We start from the raw sequence: 16,959 nt of genomic DNA on the forward strand, positions 1-16,959 counted from the left end.
TTAAGAGGCGGGCGTTTTTATGTTCAGAGCAGTTTGAAGACCAATGGCATCAGCAGCGCCGCGAGCACCACTTGCAGGCCGAGCGCCAAGCCCGCATAGGCACCCGCATCTGCGTTGACATGCAGTGCCCGGGCGGCACCGATGCCATGCGCCGCAGTGCCGAGCGCGAAGCCACGCGCGGCCCAACCGCGTGACGTGGTCGCGATACGCAACGCATCGAAGAGGTACTTGCCCGAAAGCGCGCCGATCATCCCGGTCAGCACCGCGAACACCGCCGACAACGCCGGAATGCCGCCGATCTTTTCCGCGATGCCCATCGCGACCGGCGCAGTGACCGACTTGGGTGCAAGCGATAGCACCACGTCGTGCGGCAGCCCCACCGCCCAGCCCATCAGCAGCGCGGACCCGCTGGCCGCGGCGCCACCGAGCAAGGCAGCCAGCAGCAGCCGCCCATAGCGTTCGCGCAATTCGGCGCGACGCAACCACAACGGCCAGGCGAGCGCGACGACGGCAGGTCCGAGCAGGAAGTGAATAAATTGCGCACCTGCGAAGTAGGTCGGGTAGTCGATGCCGGTCGCAAGCAACCCGCAGGCGATCACCACCACCGACCACAGCACCGGGTTGGCCCACGGCGCGTTGTCCAGTCGGCTGTACGCGGCTTGTGCCAGCAGATAGACCACGAGCGTGGCAGTGAGCCCGAACAGCGGCGTGGCGGAGAGATAGATCCAGAGTTCGACGAAGCGCGGCATGTCAGCTCTCCGTGACTTTGAGCGCGTCGTCGTCGACAGTCTGACGCCGGTCGGGCCAGTACAAGACCAGCGCCGTCACCGCGAGGCCGATCCAGGTCGACACTGCGATGACGACCAGCATGCGGCCGCCGTACTGGCTCAACAACGACAGGTGCGTCATCACGCCGACACCCACCGGCACGAACAGCAGCGAAAGATGCGACAGCAAGAAGTTGGCGCACTCGCCGACCGATTCGCGCACCAGCGGAAACCGCAACGCGATCAACAGCAGGATGAGGCCGAGCACCGGCCCCGGCAGCGGCAACGACAAGCCGCGCGACACCGCCTCGCCGATCGACTGGAACACCAGCAACCACGCCAGTCCGCGCAAGCCTTGCATCCGACCGCTCTCAGAAGCGCGGAAGGTCGGCGAAAGGCAGTGTCTTGCCAGCGCGGAACACCTGTTTGCCGTACTCCGCGCAGCGCTGCAGCGTCGGGATCACCTTGCCGGGGTTCAGTAAGCCGGCCGGGTCGAACGCACGCTTGACACCGAACATCATCTCGTTTTCAGCCGCGGTGAACTGCACGCACATGCTGTTGAGCTTTTCGACGCCCACGCCGTGCTCGCCAGACACGGTGCCGCCCATCGCGACGCTGGTCTCCAGGATGTCGGCACCGAACAGTTCGCAGCGGTGAAGCTCGTCCGGGTCGTTGGCATCGAACAGCACCAGCGGGTGCAGGTTGCCGTCACCCGCATGGAACACGTTGCAGCAGCGCAGGTTGTATTTGATTTCCATCTGCTGAATGGCCAGCAGGATGTCGGCCAGCCGCTTGCGTGGAATGGTCGAATCCAGGCACATGTAGTCGGGGCTGATGCGGCCCGATGCCGGAAAAGCGTTCTTGCGGCCGCTCCAGAACTTGAGGCGTTCGTCTTCGTTGGCGCTGACTGAAATGGCGGTGGCACCGCAGCGGCGCAGCACCGCCGTCATGCGGCCGATTTCTTCTTCGACTTCTTCGGGCGTACCGTCGGATTCGCACAGCAGGATGGCGGCGGCGTCGAGGTCGTAGCCGGCGTGAACGAAGCCTTCGACCGCGGCGGTCATGGGCTTGTCCATCATCTCCAGCCCGGCCGGGATGATGCCGGCTGCAATGACGGAGGCCACCGCGTCGCCGGCTTTGCGCAACTCAGCGAAGCTCGCCATGATGCAGCGCGCCAGTTGCGGCTTGGGAACCAGCTTGACGGTGACTTCAGTGGTGACGGCCAGCATGCCTTCGCTGCCGATGACGAGTGCCAGCAGGTCGAGCCCCGGGCTGTCGAGCGCCTCGCCGCCGAACTCGATGGCCTCGCCCTCGCAGGTGAAGCCGCGCACGCGCAATACGTTGTGGAGTGTCAGCCCGTACTTCAGGCAGTGCACGCCGCCCGAGTTTTCGGCCACGTTGCCGCCGATGGTGCAGGCGATCTGGCTCGACGGATCCGGTGCGTAGTAGAGGTTGAATGGCGCCGCCGCCTCGCTGATGGCCAGGTTTCGAACGCCGCATTGCACGATGGCGGTGCGGCTCACCGGATCGATTTTCACGATGCGGTTGAACTTGGCGAGCGACAGGGTGACGCCCATGGTGTCGGGCATGGCGCCACCCGAAAGGCCGGTACCGGCGCCGCGTGCGACCACCGGCACGCCGAGCGCATGGCAGGTCTTGAGCAACGCCGCCACCTGCGCCTCGGTTTCCGGCAATGCGACCACCAGCGGCCGCGCCCGGTACGCCGTGAGGCCGTCGCATTCATACGGGGTGGTGTCTTCGTCGTGCCAGATCAGCGCATGCGATGGCAGGTGCGCCTGCAGCGCGCGCACCACCTGCGATTGGCGCTCGGATTTCTGAAGCAGATCGTGCTGAGTGGGCGTGACGGGAGCGTTCATTCAGCCACTCTACGTCACGATGCCGAGCTCTGCTACTTGAAGACTACTGTCCGGTGTCCGTTGAGCAGCACGCGATGTTCGCTGTGCCATTTGACGGCGCGCGCCAACACCTGGCTTTCGGTATCCCGGCCGCGTGCCGTCAGCGCTTCGACCGTATCGGTGTGGTCGGCGCGGGTCACGTCCTGCTCGATGATGGGGCCTTCATCGAGGTCGGCGGTCACGTAGTGGGCGGTCGCTCCGATGAGCTTCACGCCACGGTCGTGCGCCTGGTAGTAGGGCTTGGCGCCCTTGAAGCTCGGCAAGAACGAATGGTGGATGTTGATGGCGCGGCCCGACAGCTTTTTGCAAAGATCGTTGCTCAAAATCTGCATGTAGCGCGCCAGCACCACCAGTTCGGAGCCCTCGGCCTCGATGATTTCCATCTGCCTGGCCTCGGCCTGCGCCTTGGTCGTCGCCGTCATCGGGATGTGATGAAAGGGCACGTTGTAGCTGGCGGCCAGTTGATAGAAATCGCGGTGGTTCGAGACGATGGCGCGCACGTCGATGGCGAGCAGGCCGCTCTTCCAGCGAAACAGCAAATCGTTAAGGCAGTGGCCGTCCTTGCTCACCAAAATGACCGTCTTCATCGGTTCGGCGGCGGCGTGCAATTGCCAGTGCATGCCGAACCCTCCGGCAAAGGTCATGAGTTGCTCGCGCAGTGCGGCTTCCGGGTGATCGCTGCAGGCGAATCGAACCCGCATGAAAAAGAGGCCGGTGGTCGGGTCGTTGAATTGCGCCGCCTCCTCGATGTTGCCGCCGCGCTCGAGCAGAAAGCCTGAAACGGCATGCACGATGCCGGTGCGGTCGGGACAGGAGAGAGTGAGGATGTAGGCGGGCATGGTCATCAGGGGCGTGATTGTCGCAAAATGATTTCCCTGCGCCGCGGGTCTGCCCGGCGGCCTTATTCACCACGCGTCAACATCGGGAGCGTTTCATGGCCTATAGCGACTTCAACATGGACAACCAGTGGTTGCCCTTCACGCCCAACCGGCACTTCAAGAAAGACCCGCGCGTGTTCGTCGCGGCCGACGGCATGGAGTTCACCACGCACGACGGCAAGAAAGTCATCGACGGCATCTCGTCGCTTTGGTGCGTCGGCGCGGGGCACAACCGCAAACCGATCAACGAAGCCATCAAGAAGCAACTCGACACGCTCGACTACGCCACGGCTTTCCAGGTGAGCAACGACAAGGCGTTCAAGGCCGCAGAAATGATCGCCGCGATGGCGCCCGGCGACCTGAACCGCGTGCTGTTCTGCAACTCGGGCAGCGAAGCGGCAGACACCTCGATGAAGGTTGCGCTGGCCTACCACCGCGCGCGCGGCGAAGGCCATCGCAACGTATTCATCGGCCGCGAGAAGGGCTACCACGGCGTTGGTTTCGGCGGCATGTCGGTGGGCGGCATTCCGGGCAATCGGAAGGTGTTCGGATCGGCGTTTTTGCCACGCGTCGACCACATGCGCTTTATCCATGATCCGGTGAATCACGCCTACATCCATAACGAGGAACCGGTGTGGAACGAAGATCCGCTGGTCGAGCTCGAGTCGCGCATCCTGCCGCTGCACGATCCGAGCAACGTGGCCGCGATCATCGTGGAGCCGGTGGCGGGTTCGGCGGGCTGGTACCTGCCACCCAAGGGCTACCTGCAAAAGCTGCGCGCCATTTGCGACAAGCACGGCATCCTGCTGATCTTCGACGAGGTCATCACCGGTTTCGGCCGCATGGGCACCAACTTTGCAGCGGACTACTACGGCGTGGTGCCCGACATGCTCAACTTCGCCAAGTGCGTGACCAACGGCGTCATTCCCCTGGGCGGCGTGATCTGCCGCGACAAGCTCTACGACGCACTGATGAAGACGGACGCGCCGGAGCACGTGGTCGAGTTTTTCCATGGCTACACGTACTCCGGGCACCCGGTGTCTTGCGCGGCAGCCATCGCCACGCTCGAGCTGTTCCAGAAAGAGCAGCTCTTTTCGCGCGCCGGCGAAATGGGCCCGGTGCTGGGCGACGCGTTCCACAGCGCCTTCAGAGGCCTGCCGAACGTCATCGGCATTCGCAGCCTGGGCCTGGCCGCCGCCGTCGAACTGGCGCCCATCGCCGGCCTCCCGGGCAAGCGCGCCTACGACGTCTTTCTCGATTGCTTCCACAAGGGATCGCTGGTCCGGGCCGCGGGCGATGTGCTGGTGATCGCGCCGCCTTACATCGTCGAGAAATCGCACATCGACACGCTGGTCAACACGCTGGCGGATTCGATCAAGAAGTTCGCCTGAGGGGAAGCCGGCGCGGCCAATGCGCCGGCACCGGCTTCCGTCAGCCCTTGCGCAAGGAGGCGCAGTAGTCCTTGTCGGGCAGCGCCGGGGTCATCCAGATCGCGTCGTAGCCCTTGGCCTTTCCTGCGCCGCCGGCCTGCAACTGGATCGATCTGATCGACAGATCGGTCGGCAGATGCTGCGCCACGCCGATCGTCTTGGTCGCATGGCCGGCGCCGCTGATGAGCAGCACGGTCTTGCCGGGTTGTCGCACCTTGACGATGGCCTGCGCCATGGCGCGGTCGCGCCCGATCTGCACGCGGGTCATCGGGCCGATTTGCGATTCGGGCAACAGGTCGCAGTGGCCGGCGCGGACGGCCGCTTGCTGCGTTTCGCGGCCGCTGTCCGAGAGCTGCGCGTCGAGCGACACGTCGGCCATCGCGTCCTTGATGCGAGCCAGCGGCAGGTTGGCGCCGACCACCGGCACGCCGGCGCGTACTGCCACCATGATGGCCGGGCCGTAGTCGTCCCAGCCCCAAGCCTTGTCGTTCCATTTCAAGGCGTCCTGAACCTGGGCTTCGGTCGCGCCGGCCGGGAGCTTGACCGTGCCGCTACCTTCTTCCGCCATCTCGATAGCGAGCGCGGCCAGCTTGCCCTGCGCCACCAGCGCTTCCACCGCCTCGCGTTCGATGCGGTGATGGTCGGCCGCGTCGTGCTGCTCCCCCAGCAGGATGACATCGGCGGGCATCAAAGCGTCGATGCGACGTGCGATGGGGACGTCGGCAGCGACGGTACTGGGAGCTCCGGGGAGCATCGAGCAGCCGGCAAGCAACAACGAGGCGCCGAGCGAGACAACCAAAGGACGGGAGGAAGTCCGCAACGAGACCAGCCATCGAAACCGCAGTGCGGACAAACGAGCCGAAGAATTGAGCGAAAGCATCTGCGAATACTAGCGACGAGCGAGGAAAGCAGCGCGCGGCCCAATCCATCCTGGCTCAGGCGCCGAATCGACGATGCTCAATGAACCAGCACCGGGTTCTGCGCCAGCTCCGCATAACCCTCGAGCGTGTCTTCGACTTCTTCCTGCGTTGGTGTGTTGATCTGCCAGGCAGTGATTTGTTGCTGGAACAGTTCGGCCCACGAGCCGTCGAGGTAGACCTCTTTGCCCGAGCGCTTGTCGACGATCTCGAAACCGTGGCGCGCCAGCACCGGCAGGTGCGGCGCCAGCGGCTTGTCGCCCTCTGTGGGCTGCACGTGCACGACGGCGTACGAGTCCGAGTCGTACAGCATGTGCATGGCGGAACTGGAGAGGATGTCGAGAGCGTTCATTGGGGTTAGATAGCAATCAACGCGCCAGTTTCAAGAATGGATCGCACAAACAGGATTTTCGAGCGACTTTCCGGCCCGCAAGCTCACACTGAATCGTTCTCAATATGCGCTCAACCTGGCGGCTTCATCGCAAGTTGTTCGCGCAGTTGCATGTCGGCGAAGTCGCCGTTGGGCTGGGTTTGCTTGATGCGGACGGGCAGGTAGCCGAGGTCCGGCGCCAGCCACAACTCGATCCGGTCGTCGAATTCGCGACGCGGGCTGCGCGTCAATTTGCGCACCGTGAAATCGCCGGCCGGCAGGCTCAGCTTCTCTTCGCCCTCGACATTGAAGGTCCAGATCTCCGCATCGCGCGAGCTGACCGTCTGGACCGAAATGGCGCTGCCGGCCGGATAGCGCGCCGGATTGCCGGACAGCATCGCACCGAGCTGCAGCACCACGCTCAGTCGGTCTTGCGCGCCGGCCAGCAAAGGCACACTGGGCGCGTTGTTGCTGAAGACCACCTTGCCCTGGTCGCGCACGAAATGGGATGCGACCTCGGTTTTGCGATTGTCCGAAAAGCGCTCCGGCTCGATACCGGTCGGTCCGATCACGCCTCTGCTGTGCTGGGTGCGCAGCGTGCGGAACAAAAAAGTGAGCGCCAGGCGCGCGTCGTAGGCGTTGCCGTCCTGCAGCCAGTCGAGCCGCCCAAAAACCCCCTGCATCGGCGACGCGCCTTGCTGGCCGGTCACGGCGAAGGCGAGTTGCACGGAACCCGGCACGCGCAAGGCCGTCGGGCCGGTCATGGCGCCTTGCGGGCTCGTGCCGCTGCCGGCGTTGCCTGCGGAGGCTGCGCCCCCGGAGCCGCCGGGAGCGCTGGCGGCGGCTTCCGGTGCTGTTGCAGCCGTGGTGTCGGCGGGCGTCGGTTCGACGGCCGGCGCCTTGGCCGCTGGCTCGATCACGGGTTCGACGGCAGGCTGCGGCACGATCTCTACTGGCGGTGGTGGTGGCCGCGGCGTTTCGACAGGCGCGCGTGGCTTGGGCGGCGTGATCGTGCGCGCGGCGCGTGGGTGTACCGGTTTTGGCGCGGACGCTGCTGCGGGCGTGGCTGCTTGTGCGGGCGTGGCAGCAGAACCAGCAGCAGGCTCCGCACTCGGCGGCGGCGCGATCACGATGGTCCGCGTGCTGAACTTGCCCGCCAGCGGTGCCGGCTGTGGGCCGACGGCCATCGGCGTCAGTCCGAGCAGCGCGAGGTGGACGAGGGCGACCGCCAGCGTCACCACCACCAGCGCGCGCCAGGGCGGCCGCGGCAGGTCGGGCAAGGGAGGAGCGGTCAACGACGACATGACGAATGGAGTAGGGCGCAAGGCAGCAGGTTCACCTTGTGTCATGAGCTCACTCGGTAAACTGCCGCCGCCAAGACAGTTTCTTCAGTTTCCCAGATTAGCAAGCCGCCACAATCATGAAACTCGCCACCCTGAAGGACGGCTCCCGCGACGGGCAGTTGGTCGTCGTCTCCCGTGACCTCACGCTCGCCCACTACGCCACCGGCATCGCCAGCCGGCTGCAGCAGGTGCTCGACGACTGGGGCTTCATGAGCCCGCAGCTGCAGGACCTGTACGACGCGCTCAACCAAGGCCGCGCACGCCATGCGTTTCCGTTCGACGCCGCGCAGTGCATGGCGCCGTTGCCGCGGGCCTACCAATGGGCCGACGGCTCGGCCTACCTCAACCACGTCGAACTGGTGCGCCAGGCCCGCAACGCCGAGGTGCCCGAAAGCTTCTACGCCGATCCGCTGATGTACCAGGGCGGCAGCGACGACTTCCTGGGCCCGATGGACGAGGTGCCGGTGCCCAGCGAATCGATGGGCATCGACTTCGAAGCCGAGATCGCGGTCGTCACCGGCGACGTGAAGATGGGCGCGAGTCCCGAGCAGGCGCTCGACGGCATTCGCCTCGTGATGCTGGCCAACGATGTCAGCCTGCGCAACCTGATTCCTGCCGAACTCGCCAAGGGCTTCGGCTTTTTCCAGAGCAAGCCGGCCACCGCATTCAGCCCTGTGGCCGTCACGCTCGACGAGATCGGCACTGCCTGGCAAAACGGCCGCGTGCACTTGCGGCTGGAGAGCACCTGGAACGGCCGCAAGGTCGGCCTGTGCGACGCCGGACCGGAGATGACCTTTCACTTCGGCCAACTGATCGCGCATATCGCGAAGACACGCAACGTGCGCGCCGGCAGCATCGTCGGCAGCGGCACGGTGAGCAACAAGGGCGTCGAAAAAGACGGCCGCATGGACTGGCCGAAGGGCTATTCGTGCATTGCAGAAAAGCGCTGCATCGAGACGATTCAAGACGGCGCGCCCGCGACCGATTTCATGAAGTTTGGCGACACCATCAAGATCGAGATGAAGGGGCTGGACGGCAAGTCGCTGTTCGGCGCGATCGATCAGGAGATCGTGATGGCGGGGGAGGTGGCTGTGGCGAAGGTCAGGCGTGGGGCGAAGTCGCTGGCGGATGCGGGTGAGGCGAGCGAGGCTGTGGCGTCAGCGGCGAGCGCTACCGATCCTGCAAAAGACTAACCCGCGGCCGCAACGAATACGGCCTTTGTCCGATCGTTCGGCGCTTCACTTGTCGTAGACAGTGGCAAGCGAGCGAAAGCCCTTGACCTCGATCGGATTGCCGAACGGGTCGCAAAAGAACATGGTCCATTGCTCGCCTGGCTGGCCTTCGAAGCGAACCTGCGGTTTCAGCACGAAGTCGGTCTGCGCCGCTTCGAGCCGCGCTGCCATCGCCTTCCAGTCGGGCAGTTCGAGCGCCAGGCCGAAGTGCGGCATCGGCACCATCGCGTCGCCAACGCGGCCGGTGTTGGTGGTGGCGAAAGGCTCACCCAGATGCAATGAAATCTGGTGGCCGAAGAAGTCGAAATCGACCCAGGTGTCGGTGCTTCGGCCTTCGGTGCAGCCGAGCACGCCGCCATAGAAGCGACGGGCGACATCGAGGTCGCGCACATGAAAGGCCAGATGAAAAATGGTGTGCATGAGAGGTCTCGATCGCTGGAAAGCGGAGTGTGCCTCAAGCCATAATCGCAACCGATGTTCACCCCGCGCCGCCCTCGCTTCCACGTGCAGTTTCTTGCGCGCTTGGTGCTGGCGTGGTTTGCGCTGTCGCTCGGCGTGGCCATCGCGTCACCCATCGTCAACCCGCAGGCGATGGAACTGGTGTGTTCGAGCGCGGGCGCGTTCAAGGTCGTTGTGCAAACCGACGATGGCGCGCAAGACCTGGGCAGCATGCACATGGATTGCCCGCTGTGCATGATCGCTGGTGCGCCGCCGCCTTTGCCGGTGGTCGCGGCCATCGCGCTTGCGTTGCCGCTCGGCCGGGCGGTGCAATCGATTCCGGCCGCGCGCATCGCCGCGGCCACTGCCGCGCCGCCACCGGCGCGCGCGCCGCCCGCTTTCTCCTGATCCTCTTGTCGATGTCGTAGCGCGCTGCGCCCGGAGAGGGTGCCGCGCCGCCGCCTTCCTTGCAATGGAGCGTCGCTTCGTGGCGACGTGGAGAATTTCACTTGAACAAGACCCTTCTTTCGCTCGCGCTCGGCGCAGCGTTCCCGTGGTCGGCGTTGCCGGCTTTGGCGCAAAACGCAGTGCCTGTCTCGAAACCTTCCGCCGCACCGGCAGCATCCGCGGACGAAACCCCCGAGCGCGTGAAGTCGCTCGGCGTCGTCACCGTCACCGGTGGCCGCCCGACGTCGCTGCCCACGCAGATCCCGACCACCATCGAGGGCGTGACGCGAGAAGAGATCGAGACCCGCATCAACGCGTCCGACAGCGAAGACGCGCTCAAGTACCTGCCCAGCCTGCTGGTGCGCAAGCGCTACATCGGCGACTACAACCACGCGATCCTGTCGACGCGCGCCTCCGGCACCGGCAACAGTGCGCGCTCTGCTGTCTATGCCGATGGCATCCTGCTGTCGAACTACCTGGGCAATGGCATCGCCAACGGCACCAATTACGCGCCGCGCTGGGGGCTCGTCACACCCGAGGAGATCGAGCGGGTCGACGTGATGTACGGGCCTTTTTCTGCCGCCTATCCGGGCAACTCGGCGGGTGCGGTGGTCGACTTCGTGACGCGCATGCCGACCAGGCTCGAAGCGCACGTCAAGGCGGGCTACTCGTCGCAGCCCAACGACCTCTACAGCACCAGCAAGACCTTCAACAGCTGGCAGACCAGCGCATCGCTCGGGAGTCGCAGCGGCGAGAACAACGAGGGTCCGTGGTCGTGGTGGGTCGACATCAACCGCACCGACAGCCATGGCCAGCCGCTGACCTTCACCACAGCCACGCTGGCCTCTGGCGTGGCTGGTGCGCGCGGCACGCCCGTCGCTGGCGCGGTGGCCGGCCTGAACACCACCAACACGCCGTGGTACATCCTGGGTACCGGCACGGCGTATCACACGATCCAGGACCACGCCAAGATCAAGTTGGCCTATGACTTGACGCCGACCATCACCGCCAGCTACACACTGGGCTATTGGCAGAACACATCGGAGGGCCGCTCGGCCAGCTATCTGAACAATGCGGCTGGCTTGCCGGTCTACAGCGGCCCGGTCAACATCAACGGCCGCAGTTTCACGCTGGCGCCGACGGCCTTTCCGCTGACCAACGACAGCCAGACCCACACCATGCACGGCCTGTCGGTCAAGAGCCACACGCAGGGCGTGTTCGACTGGGAGGTGTCGGCCAGCCTGTACGACTACTCGAAAGACCAGCAGCGCGCACCGACCGTCGCATTGCCGCTGGCCGCTTTCGGGGGTGCCGGCACGCTGCAAGACCAGGGCGACGGGCGCACCGGCTGGAACACGCTGGCGGCCAAGGGCACGTGGCGCCCGCAAGGCGATGGCGGTGCGCACATCGTCGACTTCGGTGTCGGGCGCGATGCGTACAAGCTGGGCATCCAGAAGTCCAATGTGGGGGGCAGTTGGGTCGACGGCCCGGCGCTTGGGTCGCTGTCGCAAGTCAGCAATGTCGGCGGCCGCACCGAGACACTCAACGCATGGGTGCAGGACAGCTGGCGTTTCGCGCCGAAGTGGAAGACGGTACTGGGCCTGCGTTACGAGGACTGGCAGGCGACCGATGGCTTCACGGCCACCACTGTGGCCAGCACGCTGCCTTATGCCAAACGCAGCGAGTCCGACGTGTCGCCCAAGGCGGCGCTGGCCTATCAGTTGACCGACGATACGGTGCTCAAGGCATCGGTCGGGCGCGCGATGCGCTATCCGACCGTGGGTGAGCTGTATGGCGCGACATCGGGTGGTGCGCTGTCGTTCATCAACGACCCAACCCTGAAGCCGGAGAAGTCTTGGACCGGTGAACTGTCTCTAGAGAAAGACCTGGGCAACGGCACCGCGCGCGCTACGTTGTTCCACGAGACGACGAAGAACGCGCTGTTCAACCAGCTGATCCCCGGATCGACCGTCTCTCGCGTGCAGAACGTGGACAAGGTGCGCACCACCGGCGTCGAGCTGGCGTACACCGGGCAAGACGTGCTGATGAAAGGGCTCGATGTCGGCGGCAGCCTGACCTACGCGAACTCTAGGACGGTGGCCGATGCGGCGTTTCCTGCAGCGGTCGGCAAGTGGCAGCCGCGCGTGCCGCGCGTGCGCTCCACCGCGTACGCCACGTACAAGCCGGACGATCGATGGGCCTTTACCGTGGCAGCGCGCTACAGCGGCAAGCAGTATTCCGCCCTTGATAACAGCGACGTAAACGCCTTCGCCTACTTCGGCGCCAGCAAGTACTTCACCGTCGATTTGCGCGTCCGCTGCCAGATCGACAAGCAATGGTCGGCCGCCTTCGGCATCGACAACGCCAACAACTACCAGTACTGGAACTTCCACCCGTACCCGCAGCGCACCTACACGGCCGAACTTCGCTTCGACCTGTGACTCACACACTCCAAAGGACTTCCTCAATGACCACTTCGACCGCCCTCAGAACCATTACCGCTTGCGTATTGCTCACCGGCACCGCTGCCGCCCTGGCCCATGTCACGCTGCCCCTCGGCGGCGCGACGGCAGGCAGCGACTACCGCGCGGTCTTCCGTGTCGGCCATGCCTGCAAGGATGCTGGGGCGACCACTGGCATCGGCGTGCGCCTGCCTGTCGGCTTCATGCTGGCGAATGCCGAGCCACGGGCCGGCTGGAAGCTCGACGTGCAGCGGGCTGCCGCCAATGCGGCAGGGGAGGCCGAGGTGCGCTGGACGGCCGAGTCGCCGCAAAACGCGTTGCCGGGCAAAGAGCGCGCCGAATTCGTGCTCAACGGCAAGGTGCCAGCCGCGCCGGGGCCACTCTGGTTCAAGGTGCTGCAAACCTGCGATGTCGGCAGCACGGATTGGGCTCAGGTCCCGGCCAGCGGCACGTCGACCGACGGCATGGCGGCGCCGGCGGCGCAATTGATGGTGGTCGCGGCGGGCGTTGCCACTGTCGACGTGCGGGATGCCTATGTGCGTCAGTCGGTGGCAGGGCAGAGTGGCACCGGCGCTTTCATGAAGCTGACCTCGCCATCGGGCTCACGGCTGGTCGGCATCTCGACGCCCGCAGCCGGTGTCGCAGAAGTGCACGAGATGAAGATGGAGGGCGACACCATGAAGATGCGCGCCGTGCCGGGCGGCGTCGACCTGCCGGCCGGTCAAACGGTAGAGCTCAAGCCAGGCGGCTATCACGTCATGTTGATGGACTTGAAAGCGGCCTTGCCCAAGGGCATATCTGTGCCGGTGACGCTGCGTTTCGAAGACGCCAAAGGCGCGAAGACTTCTCTGGAACTGAAGCTGCCCGTCGGTGCACCAGAAGGCGCTCCGGCCACCCCGATGCAGCACATGCACTGACGCTGAAAACGCGGTCCCCTGGAGTAAGCTGACGGCACAAAAAACCTCCAGGAGACACCTGCCATGACCGATGCAAGCAAGCCCTTTGCCTTCAGCCAGTTCGTTCCCGGCTTCGATTTCCTGAAGAACCTCGCTACCGGCAGTGCTGGCAGCGGCGGCGGCGGTATCGGCGCTGGTGGTGCGCTGCCGGGGTTGTCGAGCTGGGTGGCGCCCACGCTGAGTGTCGAAGAGGTGGACAAGCGCATCCAGGAGCTGAAGACGGTTCAATACTGGCTCGAACAAAACGGCCACGCCCTCAAGGCCACGATTCAGGCGCTCGAAGTGCAGAAGATGACGCTGTCGACCCTGCGCGGCATGAATGTTCGGATGGAAGACATCGCGAGTGCGTTCACGCGGGCTGCTGCGCCTGCTGCCGAGGCCTCGGCGTCGCCATCGGCCTCTTCTTTTTTTACGCCATCGTCGTCAGCTGCGGCTTCGGAGCCCGAGGCAGAGGCAGAGGCAGAGGCAGAGGCAGAGGCAGAAGCCGAAACCGACGCGAAGGCCGAAGGCGAACCTACGGGCGCTGCCGGCGTGGTCGATCCGTTGAAGTGGTGGGGCTCGCTCACCCAGCAGTTTCAGGAGATCGCTGCGTCGGCACTGCACGACGCAGCGCAACTCAAGATGCCTGCCATGCCGAAGTCGCCGGCCGAAGCCGCAGACAAGTCCAAACCCAAAGCCGGCAGCCCGCTCGCCGCAAAGAAGAAATCGCCCGCCTCTCGCAAGACCAGCGCGACAGGCAGAAAATCCCCAGAGAAACCCGCCGCGGCGCCCAGACGCCCGGTCGCAAAACGATGAACCCATGAAACTGTTTCCCACCGGTCACGCCACCCATCCGCAATGGCGCATGGCGGCCGGCCTCGTGCTCGCCCAGTTGCGAGCGCAAATGACTTTGCCCGACTACGCGTCGTCGCCGACGCTCGGGCTGCTCTACATCACCGATCACTACGGCGCCGATGCACAAGACATCCTGGCGCATTTGAGTGCCGAGCTGCCGGAGGTGACCGACTGGTCCGGCACCATCGGCATTGGCGTCGCAGCCAACAACGCCGAGTATTTCAACGAGCCTGGCATCAGCTTGATGCTGTGCGCGCTGCCGAGCGATCAATACCGCGTGTTCTCCGGCGTGGCGCCATTGGGCAGCGCCGAGATGAGCGGCTTCGAGGCGCACACAGCGCTGGTTCATGCCGACCCGGCCACGCCTGAACTCGCCGAGTTGATCACCGAAATGGCCGGTCGCACCAGCACCGGTTATCTGTTCGGCGGTCTCTCGTCGGGCCGCGCCGGTGCCCTGCAATTCGCAGTCGGTGGCAACGGCAACATCCGTGGACACGGAGCGGCGAGCGGCGTATTTTCAGGTGGCTTGTCGGGCGTCGTCTTCGGCGAAGGCGTGCGACTGGTATCGCGTGTCACGCAAGGCTGCCAGCCGATTCGCTCGGGCGCTGCACGCGAACGAGAGATCACCGAGGCAGACGGCAATCTGGTGCTGAAGCTCGACGGTCAGCCGGCGCTCGACGTGCTGCTGGCCGACTTGCAGGTATCGCTCGAACGGCCGCAGGAAGCCATCGATGCTGTGCGCAATACGTTGATCGGCCTTGCCACGGCGGGCAGCGACGGCATTCGGCGCACCGGTGATCTCGGCTCCGACGTGCTGGTGCGGCACATCATCGGACTCGATCCGACGCGTCGCGGCATTGCCATCGCCGACCAGGCTGAAGCCGGGATGCGACTCACGTTCTGCCGCCGCAACGCGCAGGCCGCACGCGCCGACCTGATGCGCATCTGCGCCGAGATTCGCGAAGAGCTCGAGCCCGAAGAACAAACACTGGCGGTGGCGAGTGCTGTCGCTGCCGGCGAAGCAGAAGCCGCACCGCATCCGGCACGCCGCATTGCAGGCGCGGTGTACGTGAGCTGTTCGGGCCGCGGCGGACAGCACTTCGGTGCCCCCAGTGCCGAACTTCAGATCGTTCGCCATGCGCTCGGCGACGCTCCGCTCGTCGGCTTTTTCGCAGCCGGCGAGATCGCGCGCCATCACCTCTATGGCTACACCGGCGTACTGACAGTTTTCACCAGCGAATAATCGGCGATCAGCGTGCGGTCGTTGACGGAAATGTGCCGCTGTCTCACCTTGTCTGACACATTGAATTGCGGGTCGCGCGAGACTTCGAGTGTCACTGCACAAGGGAGGAGACATGAAACGAAGCCTGCTTCGGCTGGACGAAGGTTTGTCCAGACTGATCGTATTTTCCGGCGCTCACGCGATGCTGGGGCGCGACGGTGTTTGCGACGTCGTGGTCTCCGACACGAGCGTCAGTCGTCAGCACGCATGCATTGAAATGCCGGACGACGCGCCGGCTGCCATCCGCGATCTCCACAGCTTGAACGGCGTCTTCGTTAACGAACGCCTCGTCGACGAGCGGCAGGCTTTGCAACACCTCGATGTGTTGAAGATAGGCAAGACACGCTTTCGCTTCTTCGAGGTCGAGAGCTATCGCGACTCCGACCTGATGATCTCGAGCAGTTGAAAAACGCGAGGAGTCGGAGTCCGTATGTGAACAGCTTGCCACTGATCGCCTGCGAGTTGTCACGAACTAAAAAGTTAATGAAACGTTAACCGAAAAGACGCCGGCGGGTTGTGGGCAATAAGACTCAGGCCGCGCTGTGGGGCGGCTCGAAATGGATAGCTTCCGCCGCCAAAATCGGTGGTTCACAAAGGGAGCTATTCATGAATATTCAACAAGCCGTCGAAACTTGCTTTCGCAAGTACGTCGATTTTTCGGGTCGCGCCTCGCGCTCAGAGTATTGGTGGTTTTTATTGGCCTATCTGATCGTTGCGATCGTCGGGCGATTGATCAACCAATACATCCCGATTGCCGTCATTCTTGTCGTGCTGTTGCCATTGATGGCGGTCACTGTGCGACGTCTGCATGACATCGGTAAGTCGGGCTGGATGATCTTGATCGGGCTCATCCCCATCATCGGAATGCTGGTGCTGATCTATCTGTATGTACAGCCTTCGCAGCCAGGCGCGAACCGCTGGGGATCTTCGGACGCACTCGCGTCGTGAGCATGGTGCACTGCCCTACGAAAGGCACTTCGAAAGGCATTTCTATCGAAGACTGATCCTGCCCAGCCACGACTCCTCAATTCGAATATCACAACTCAAAAAATGAAAAAGCTTCTCGCACTTATCGCCATTGCTGTCACGCTCACCGCCTGTTCGAAGACTGAAACGACTCCTGCGGCTGCAGCTGTCGAACCGGCCGCTGCGACGGCACCTGCTGCATCCGCCGCGTCTTCCGCAACTTCTGCTGCACTGGCCACACCTGCCACCACACCCACGACTGCTTCTGCGGACATTCCGAAGGAATGCCAGGACTATCTGGACAAGGTCAGCGCTTGCGCTGGCAAACAACACGGCGCCGCAGGCGACGCGATAAAGGCCAGCATGGAACAGACCAAGGCTGCGTGGGCCAGCATGGGCACCGACAAGGCAACGCTCAGTGCCGCTTGCAAAGCAGTAAACGACGCTTTTGTTCAACAGGCAGCGGCAATGAAATGCTGATCGTTTAACGACCAGATAGCGCGAAGCCGGCTTTGCCGGCGTTCTTGCAAGTGCATCGGCAACGGTGCATTTGCAAGAGCCAAACGCTCACCGCTCGGTGCCATTCGCGCGCTGACTTCGCTTCGCACTTTTTCTGTTGTGTCGCAAGTTCTCTTCGACCACACCTGCACTAATTCGCCATTCGATCGTCCCGAAAAGTCACATGTCATTCACATGTGAATGTGAGGACTTTTACATTTCA

18 protein-coding genes are annotated in these 16,959 nt (G+C 64.1%); 10 read left to right on the top strand and 8 right to left on the bottom strand.

Annotated elements, in window-relative coordinates:
• Window positions 1–23: 23 nt before the first annotated feature.
• Genes QN397_RS05235 through purU form a run of 4 tightly spaced genes read right to left on the bottom strand, consistent with a single transcriptional unit; the run spans window position 24 to window position 3,528 of the window.
• Entirely contained in the window at window positions 24–749 is a 726-nt protein-coding gene (locus QN397_RS05235) for an LrgB family protein (protein WP_323500272.1), read from the bottom strand.
• 1 nt (window position 750) lies between these two features.
• Window positions 751–1,128, bottom strand: a complete 378-nt coding sequence (locus tag QN397_RS05240) for a CidA/LrgA family protein (RefSeq protein ID WP_323497169.1) — start codon at window positions 1,126–1,128, stop codon at window positions 751–753.
• A 10-nt stretch (window positions 1,129–1,138) separates the two neighbouring features.
• Window positions 1,139–2,644, bottom strand: coding sequence for an FAD-linked oxidase C-terminal domain-containing protein (locus QN397_RS05245; RefSeq protein ID WP_323500273.1), 1,506 nt, complete (start codon window positions 2,642–2,644; stop codon window positions 1,139–1,141).
• 32 nt (window positions 2,645–2,676) lie between these two features.
• Window positions 2,677–3,528, bottom strand: coding sequence for a formyltetrahydrofolate deformylase (gene purU / locus QN397_RS05250; protein ID WP_187054075.1), 852 nt, complete (start codon window positions 3,526–3,528; stop codon window positions 2,677–2,679).
• Between the two features lie 89 nt (window positions 3,529–3,617).
• Between purU and QN397_RS05255 the strand changes: the two genes are divergently transcribed.
• On the top strand, window positions 3,618–4,952 hold the full coding sequence (locus QN397_RS05255) for an aminotransferase class III-fold pyridoxal phosphate-dependent enzyme (RefSeq protein WP_323500274.1): 1,335 nt from the start codon (window positions 3,618–3,620) through the stop codon (window positions 4,950–4,952).
• A gap of 40 nt (window positions 4,953–4,992) precedes the next feature.
• Here the strand turns inward: QN397_RS05255 and QN397_RS05260 are convergent, their stop codons facing one another.
• The 3 genes from QN397_RS05260 to QN397_RS05270 form a co-directional block, all read right to left on the bottom strand.
• Window positions 4,993–5,745, bottom strand: coding sequence for a ChaN family lipoprotein (locus tag QN397_RS05260; RefSeq protein WP_323500275.1), 753 nt, complete (start codon window positions 5,743–5,745; stop codon window positions 4,993–4,995).
• 203 nt (window positions 5,746–5,948) lie between these two features.
• Window positions 5,949–6,227, bottom strand: a complete 279-nt coding sequence (locus QN397_RS05265) for a DUF3567 domain-containing protein (RefSeq protein ID WP_323500369.1) — start codon at window positions 6,225–6,227, stop codon at window positions 5,949–5,951.
• A 143-nt stretch (window positions 6,228–6,370) separates the two neighbouring features.
• Window positions 6,371–7,627 carry a DUF3108 domain-containing protein gene (locus QN397_RS05270; RefSeq protein WP_323500276.1) on the bottom strand — a complete coding sequence of 419 codons (1,257 nt, stop codon included), beginning with the start codon at window positions 7,625–7,627 and terminating at the stop codon, window positions 6,371–6,373.
• 71 nt (window positions 7,628–7,698) lie between these two features.
• On the opposite strand from QN397_RS05270, the gene QN397_RS05275 reads away from it, so the two are divergent.
• On the top strand, window positions 7,699–8,814 hold the full coding sequence (locus tag QN397_RS05275) for a fumarylacetoacetate hydrolase family protein (RefSeq protein WP_323500277.1): 1,116 nt from the start codon (window positions 7,699–7,701) through the stop codon (window positions 8,812–8,814).
• Window positions 8,815–8,859: 45 nt separating this feature from the next.
• Here QN397_RS05275 and QN397_RS05280 read toward each other — a convergent pair whose 3' ends face one another.
• Entirely contained in the window at window positions 8,860–9,273 is a 414-nt protein-coding gene (locus QN397_RS05280; RefSeq protein WP_323500278.1) for a VOC family protein, read from the bottom strand.
• Between the two features lie 54 nt (window positions 9,274–9,327).
• Between QN397_RS05280 and QN397_RS05285 the strand changes: the two genes are divergently transcribed.
• The 8 genes from QN397_RS05285 to QN397_RS05320 all read left to right on the top strand — a co-directional run bounded on the left by QN397_RS05285 (window position 9,328) and on the right by QN397_RS05320 (window position 16,718).
• Window positions 9,328–9,699 carry a DUF2946 family protein gene (locus QN397_RS05285; RefSeq protein ID WP_323500279.1) on the top strand — a complete coding sequence of 124 codons (372 nt, stop codon included), beginning with the start codon at window positions 9,328–9,330 and terminating at the stop codon, window positions 9,697–9,699.
• A 101-nt stretch (window positions 9,700–9,800) separates the two neighbouring features.
• Entirely contained in the window at window positions 9,801–12,179 is a 2,379-nt protein-coding gene (locus QN397_RS05290) for a TonB-dependent receptor (protein ID WP_323500280.1), read from the top strand.
• A gap of 26 nt (window positions 12,180–12,205) precedes the next feature.
• The gene (locus tag QN397_RS05295) at window positions 12,206–13,117 is read left to right on the top strand and encodes a copper chaperone PCu(A)C (RefSeq protein WP_323500281.1); all 912 of its coding nucleotides are present in this window, start codon (window positions 12,206–12,208) and stop codon (window positions 13,115–13,117) included.
• Window positions 13,118–13,180: 63 nt separating this feature from the next.
• Window positions 13,181–13,951 carry a PhaM family polyhydroxyalkanoate granule multifunctional regulatory protein gene (locus QN397_RS05300; RefSeq protein ID WP_323500282.1) on the top strand — a complete coding sequence of 257 codons (771 nt, stop codon included), beginning with the start codon at window positions 13,181–13,183 and terminating at the stop codon, window positions 13,949–13,951.
• A gap of 4 nt (window positions 13,952–13,955) precedes the next feature.
• Window positions 13,956–15,233 carry an FIST signal transduction protein gene (locus QN397_RS05305; protein WP_323500283.1) on the top strand — a complete coding sequence of 426 codons (1,278 nt, stop codon included), beginning with the start codon at window positions 13,956–13,958 and terminating at the stop codon, window positions 15,231–15,233.
• A 112-nt stretch (window positions 15,234–15,345) separates the two neighbouring features.
• Window positions 15,346–15,678 (top strand): FHA domain-containing protein, encoded by a 333-nt coding sequence (locus QN397_RS05310; RefSeq protein ID WP_323500284.1) that lies wholly within the window; start codon window positions 15,346–15,348, stop codon window positions 15,676–15,678.
• 110 nt (window positions 15,679–15,788) lie between these two features.
• On the top strand, window positions 15,789–16,220 hold the full coding sequence (locus tag QN397_RS05315; protein WP_323500285.1) for a DUF805 domain-containing protein: 432 nt from the start codon (window positions 15,789–15,791) through the stop codon (window positions 16,218–16,220).
• Between the two features lie 102 nt (window positions 16,221–16,322).
• Window positions 16,323–16,718, top strand: a complete 396-nt coding sequence (locus tag QN397_RS05320; protein WP_323500286.1) for a hypothetical protein — start codon at window positions 16,323–16,325, stop codon at window positions 16,716–16,718.
• Window positions 16,719–16,959 lie beyond the last annotated feature (241 nt).

It is taken from the genome of Variovorax sp. RTB1, assembly GCF_035018765.1.
In the GTDB taxonomy this organism is placed as follows: domain Bacteria; phylum Pseudomonadota; class Gammaproteobacteria; order Burkholderiales; family Burkholderiaceae_C; genus Variovorax.

Excerpts from the sequence above, each read along its gene's own strand:
- QN397_RS05305 (WP_323500283.1), top strand. The coding sequence starts at position 13,956 with ATGAAACTGTTTCCCACCGGTCACGCCACCCATCCGCAATGGCGCATG.
- QN397_RS05295 (WP_323500281.1), top strand. The coding sequence starts at position 12,206 with ATGACCACTTCGACCGCCCTCAGAACCATTACCGCTTGCGTATTGCTC.
- QN397_RS05320 (WP_323500286.1), top strand. The coding sequence starts at position 16,323 with ATGAAAAAGCTTCTCGCACTTATCGCCATTGCTGTCACGCTCACCGCC.
- QN397_RS05270 (WP_323500276.1), bottom strand. The coding sequence starts at position 7,627 with ATGACACAAGGTGAACCTGCTGCCTTGCGCCCTACTCCATTCGTCATG.
- QN397_RS05235 (WP_323500272.1), bottom strand. The coding sequence starts at position 749 with ATGCCGCGCTTCGTCGAACTCTGGATCTATCTCTCCGCCACGCCGCTG.
- QN397_RS05260 (WP_323500275.1), bottom strand. The coding sequence starts at position 5,745 with ATGCTCCCCGGAGCTCCCAGTACCGTCGCTGCCGACGTCCCCATCGCA.
- QN397_RS05280 (WP_323500278.1), bottom strand. The coding sequence starts at position 9,273 with ATGCACACCATTTTTCATCTGGCCTTTCATGTGCGCGACCTCGATGTC.
- QN397_RS05265 (WP_323500369.1), bottom strand. The coding sequence starts at position 6,227 with ATGCACATGCTGTACGACTCGGACTCGTACGCCGTCGTGCACGTGCAG.
- QN397_RS05240 (WP_323497169.1), bottom strand. The coding sequence starts at position 1,128 with ATGCAAGGCTTGCGCGGACTGGCGTGGTTGCTGGTGTTCCAGTCGATC.
- QN397_RS05285 (WP_323500279.1), top strand. The coding sequence starts at position 9,328 with ATGTTCACCCCGCGCCGCCCTCGCTTCCACGTGCAGTTTCTTGCGCGC.
- QN397_RS05275 (WP_323500277.1), top strand. The coding sequence starts at position 7,699 with ATGAAACTCGCCACCCTGAAGGACGGCTCCCGCGACGGGCAGTTGGTC.
- QN397_RS05255 (WP_323500274.1), top strand. The coding sequence starts at position 3,618 with ATGGCCTATAGCGACTTCAACATGGACAACCAGTGGTTGCCCTTCACG.
- QN397_RS05245 (WP_323500273.1), bottom strand. The coding sequence starts at position 2,644 with ATGAACGCTCCCGTCACGCCCACTCAGCACGATCTGCTTCAGAAATCC.
- purU (WP_187054075.1), bottom strand. The coding sequence starts at position 3,528 with ATGACCATGCCCGCCTACATCCTCACTCTCTCCTGTCCCGACCGCACC.
- QN397_RS05310 (WP_323500284.1), top strand. The coding sequence starts at position 15,346 with ATGAAACGAAGCCTGCTTCGGCTGGACGAAGGTTTGTCCAGACTGATC.
- QN397_RS05300 (WP_323500282.1), top strand. The coding sequence starts at position 13,181 with ATGACCGATGCAAGCAAGCCCTTTGCCTTCAGCCAGTTCGTTCCCGGC.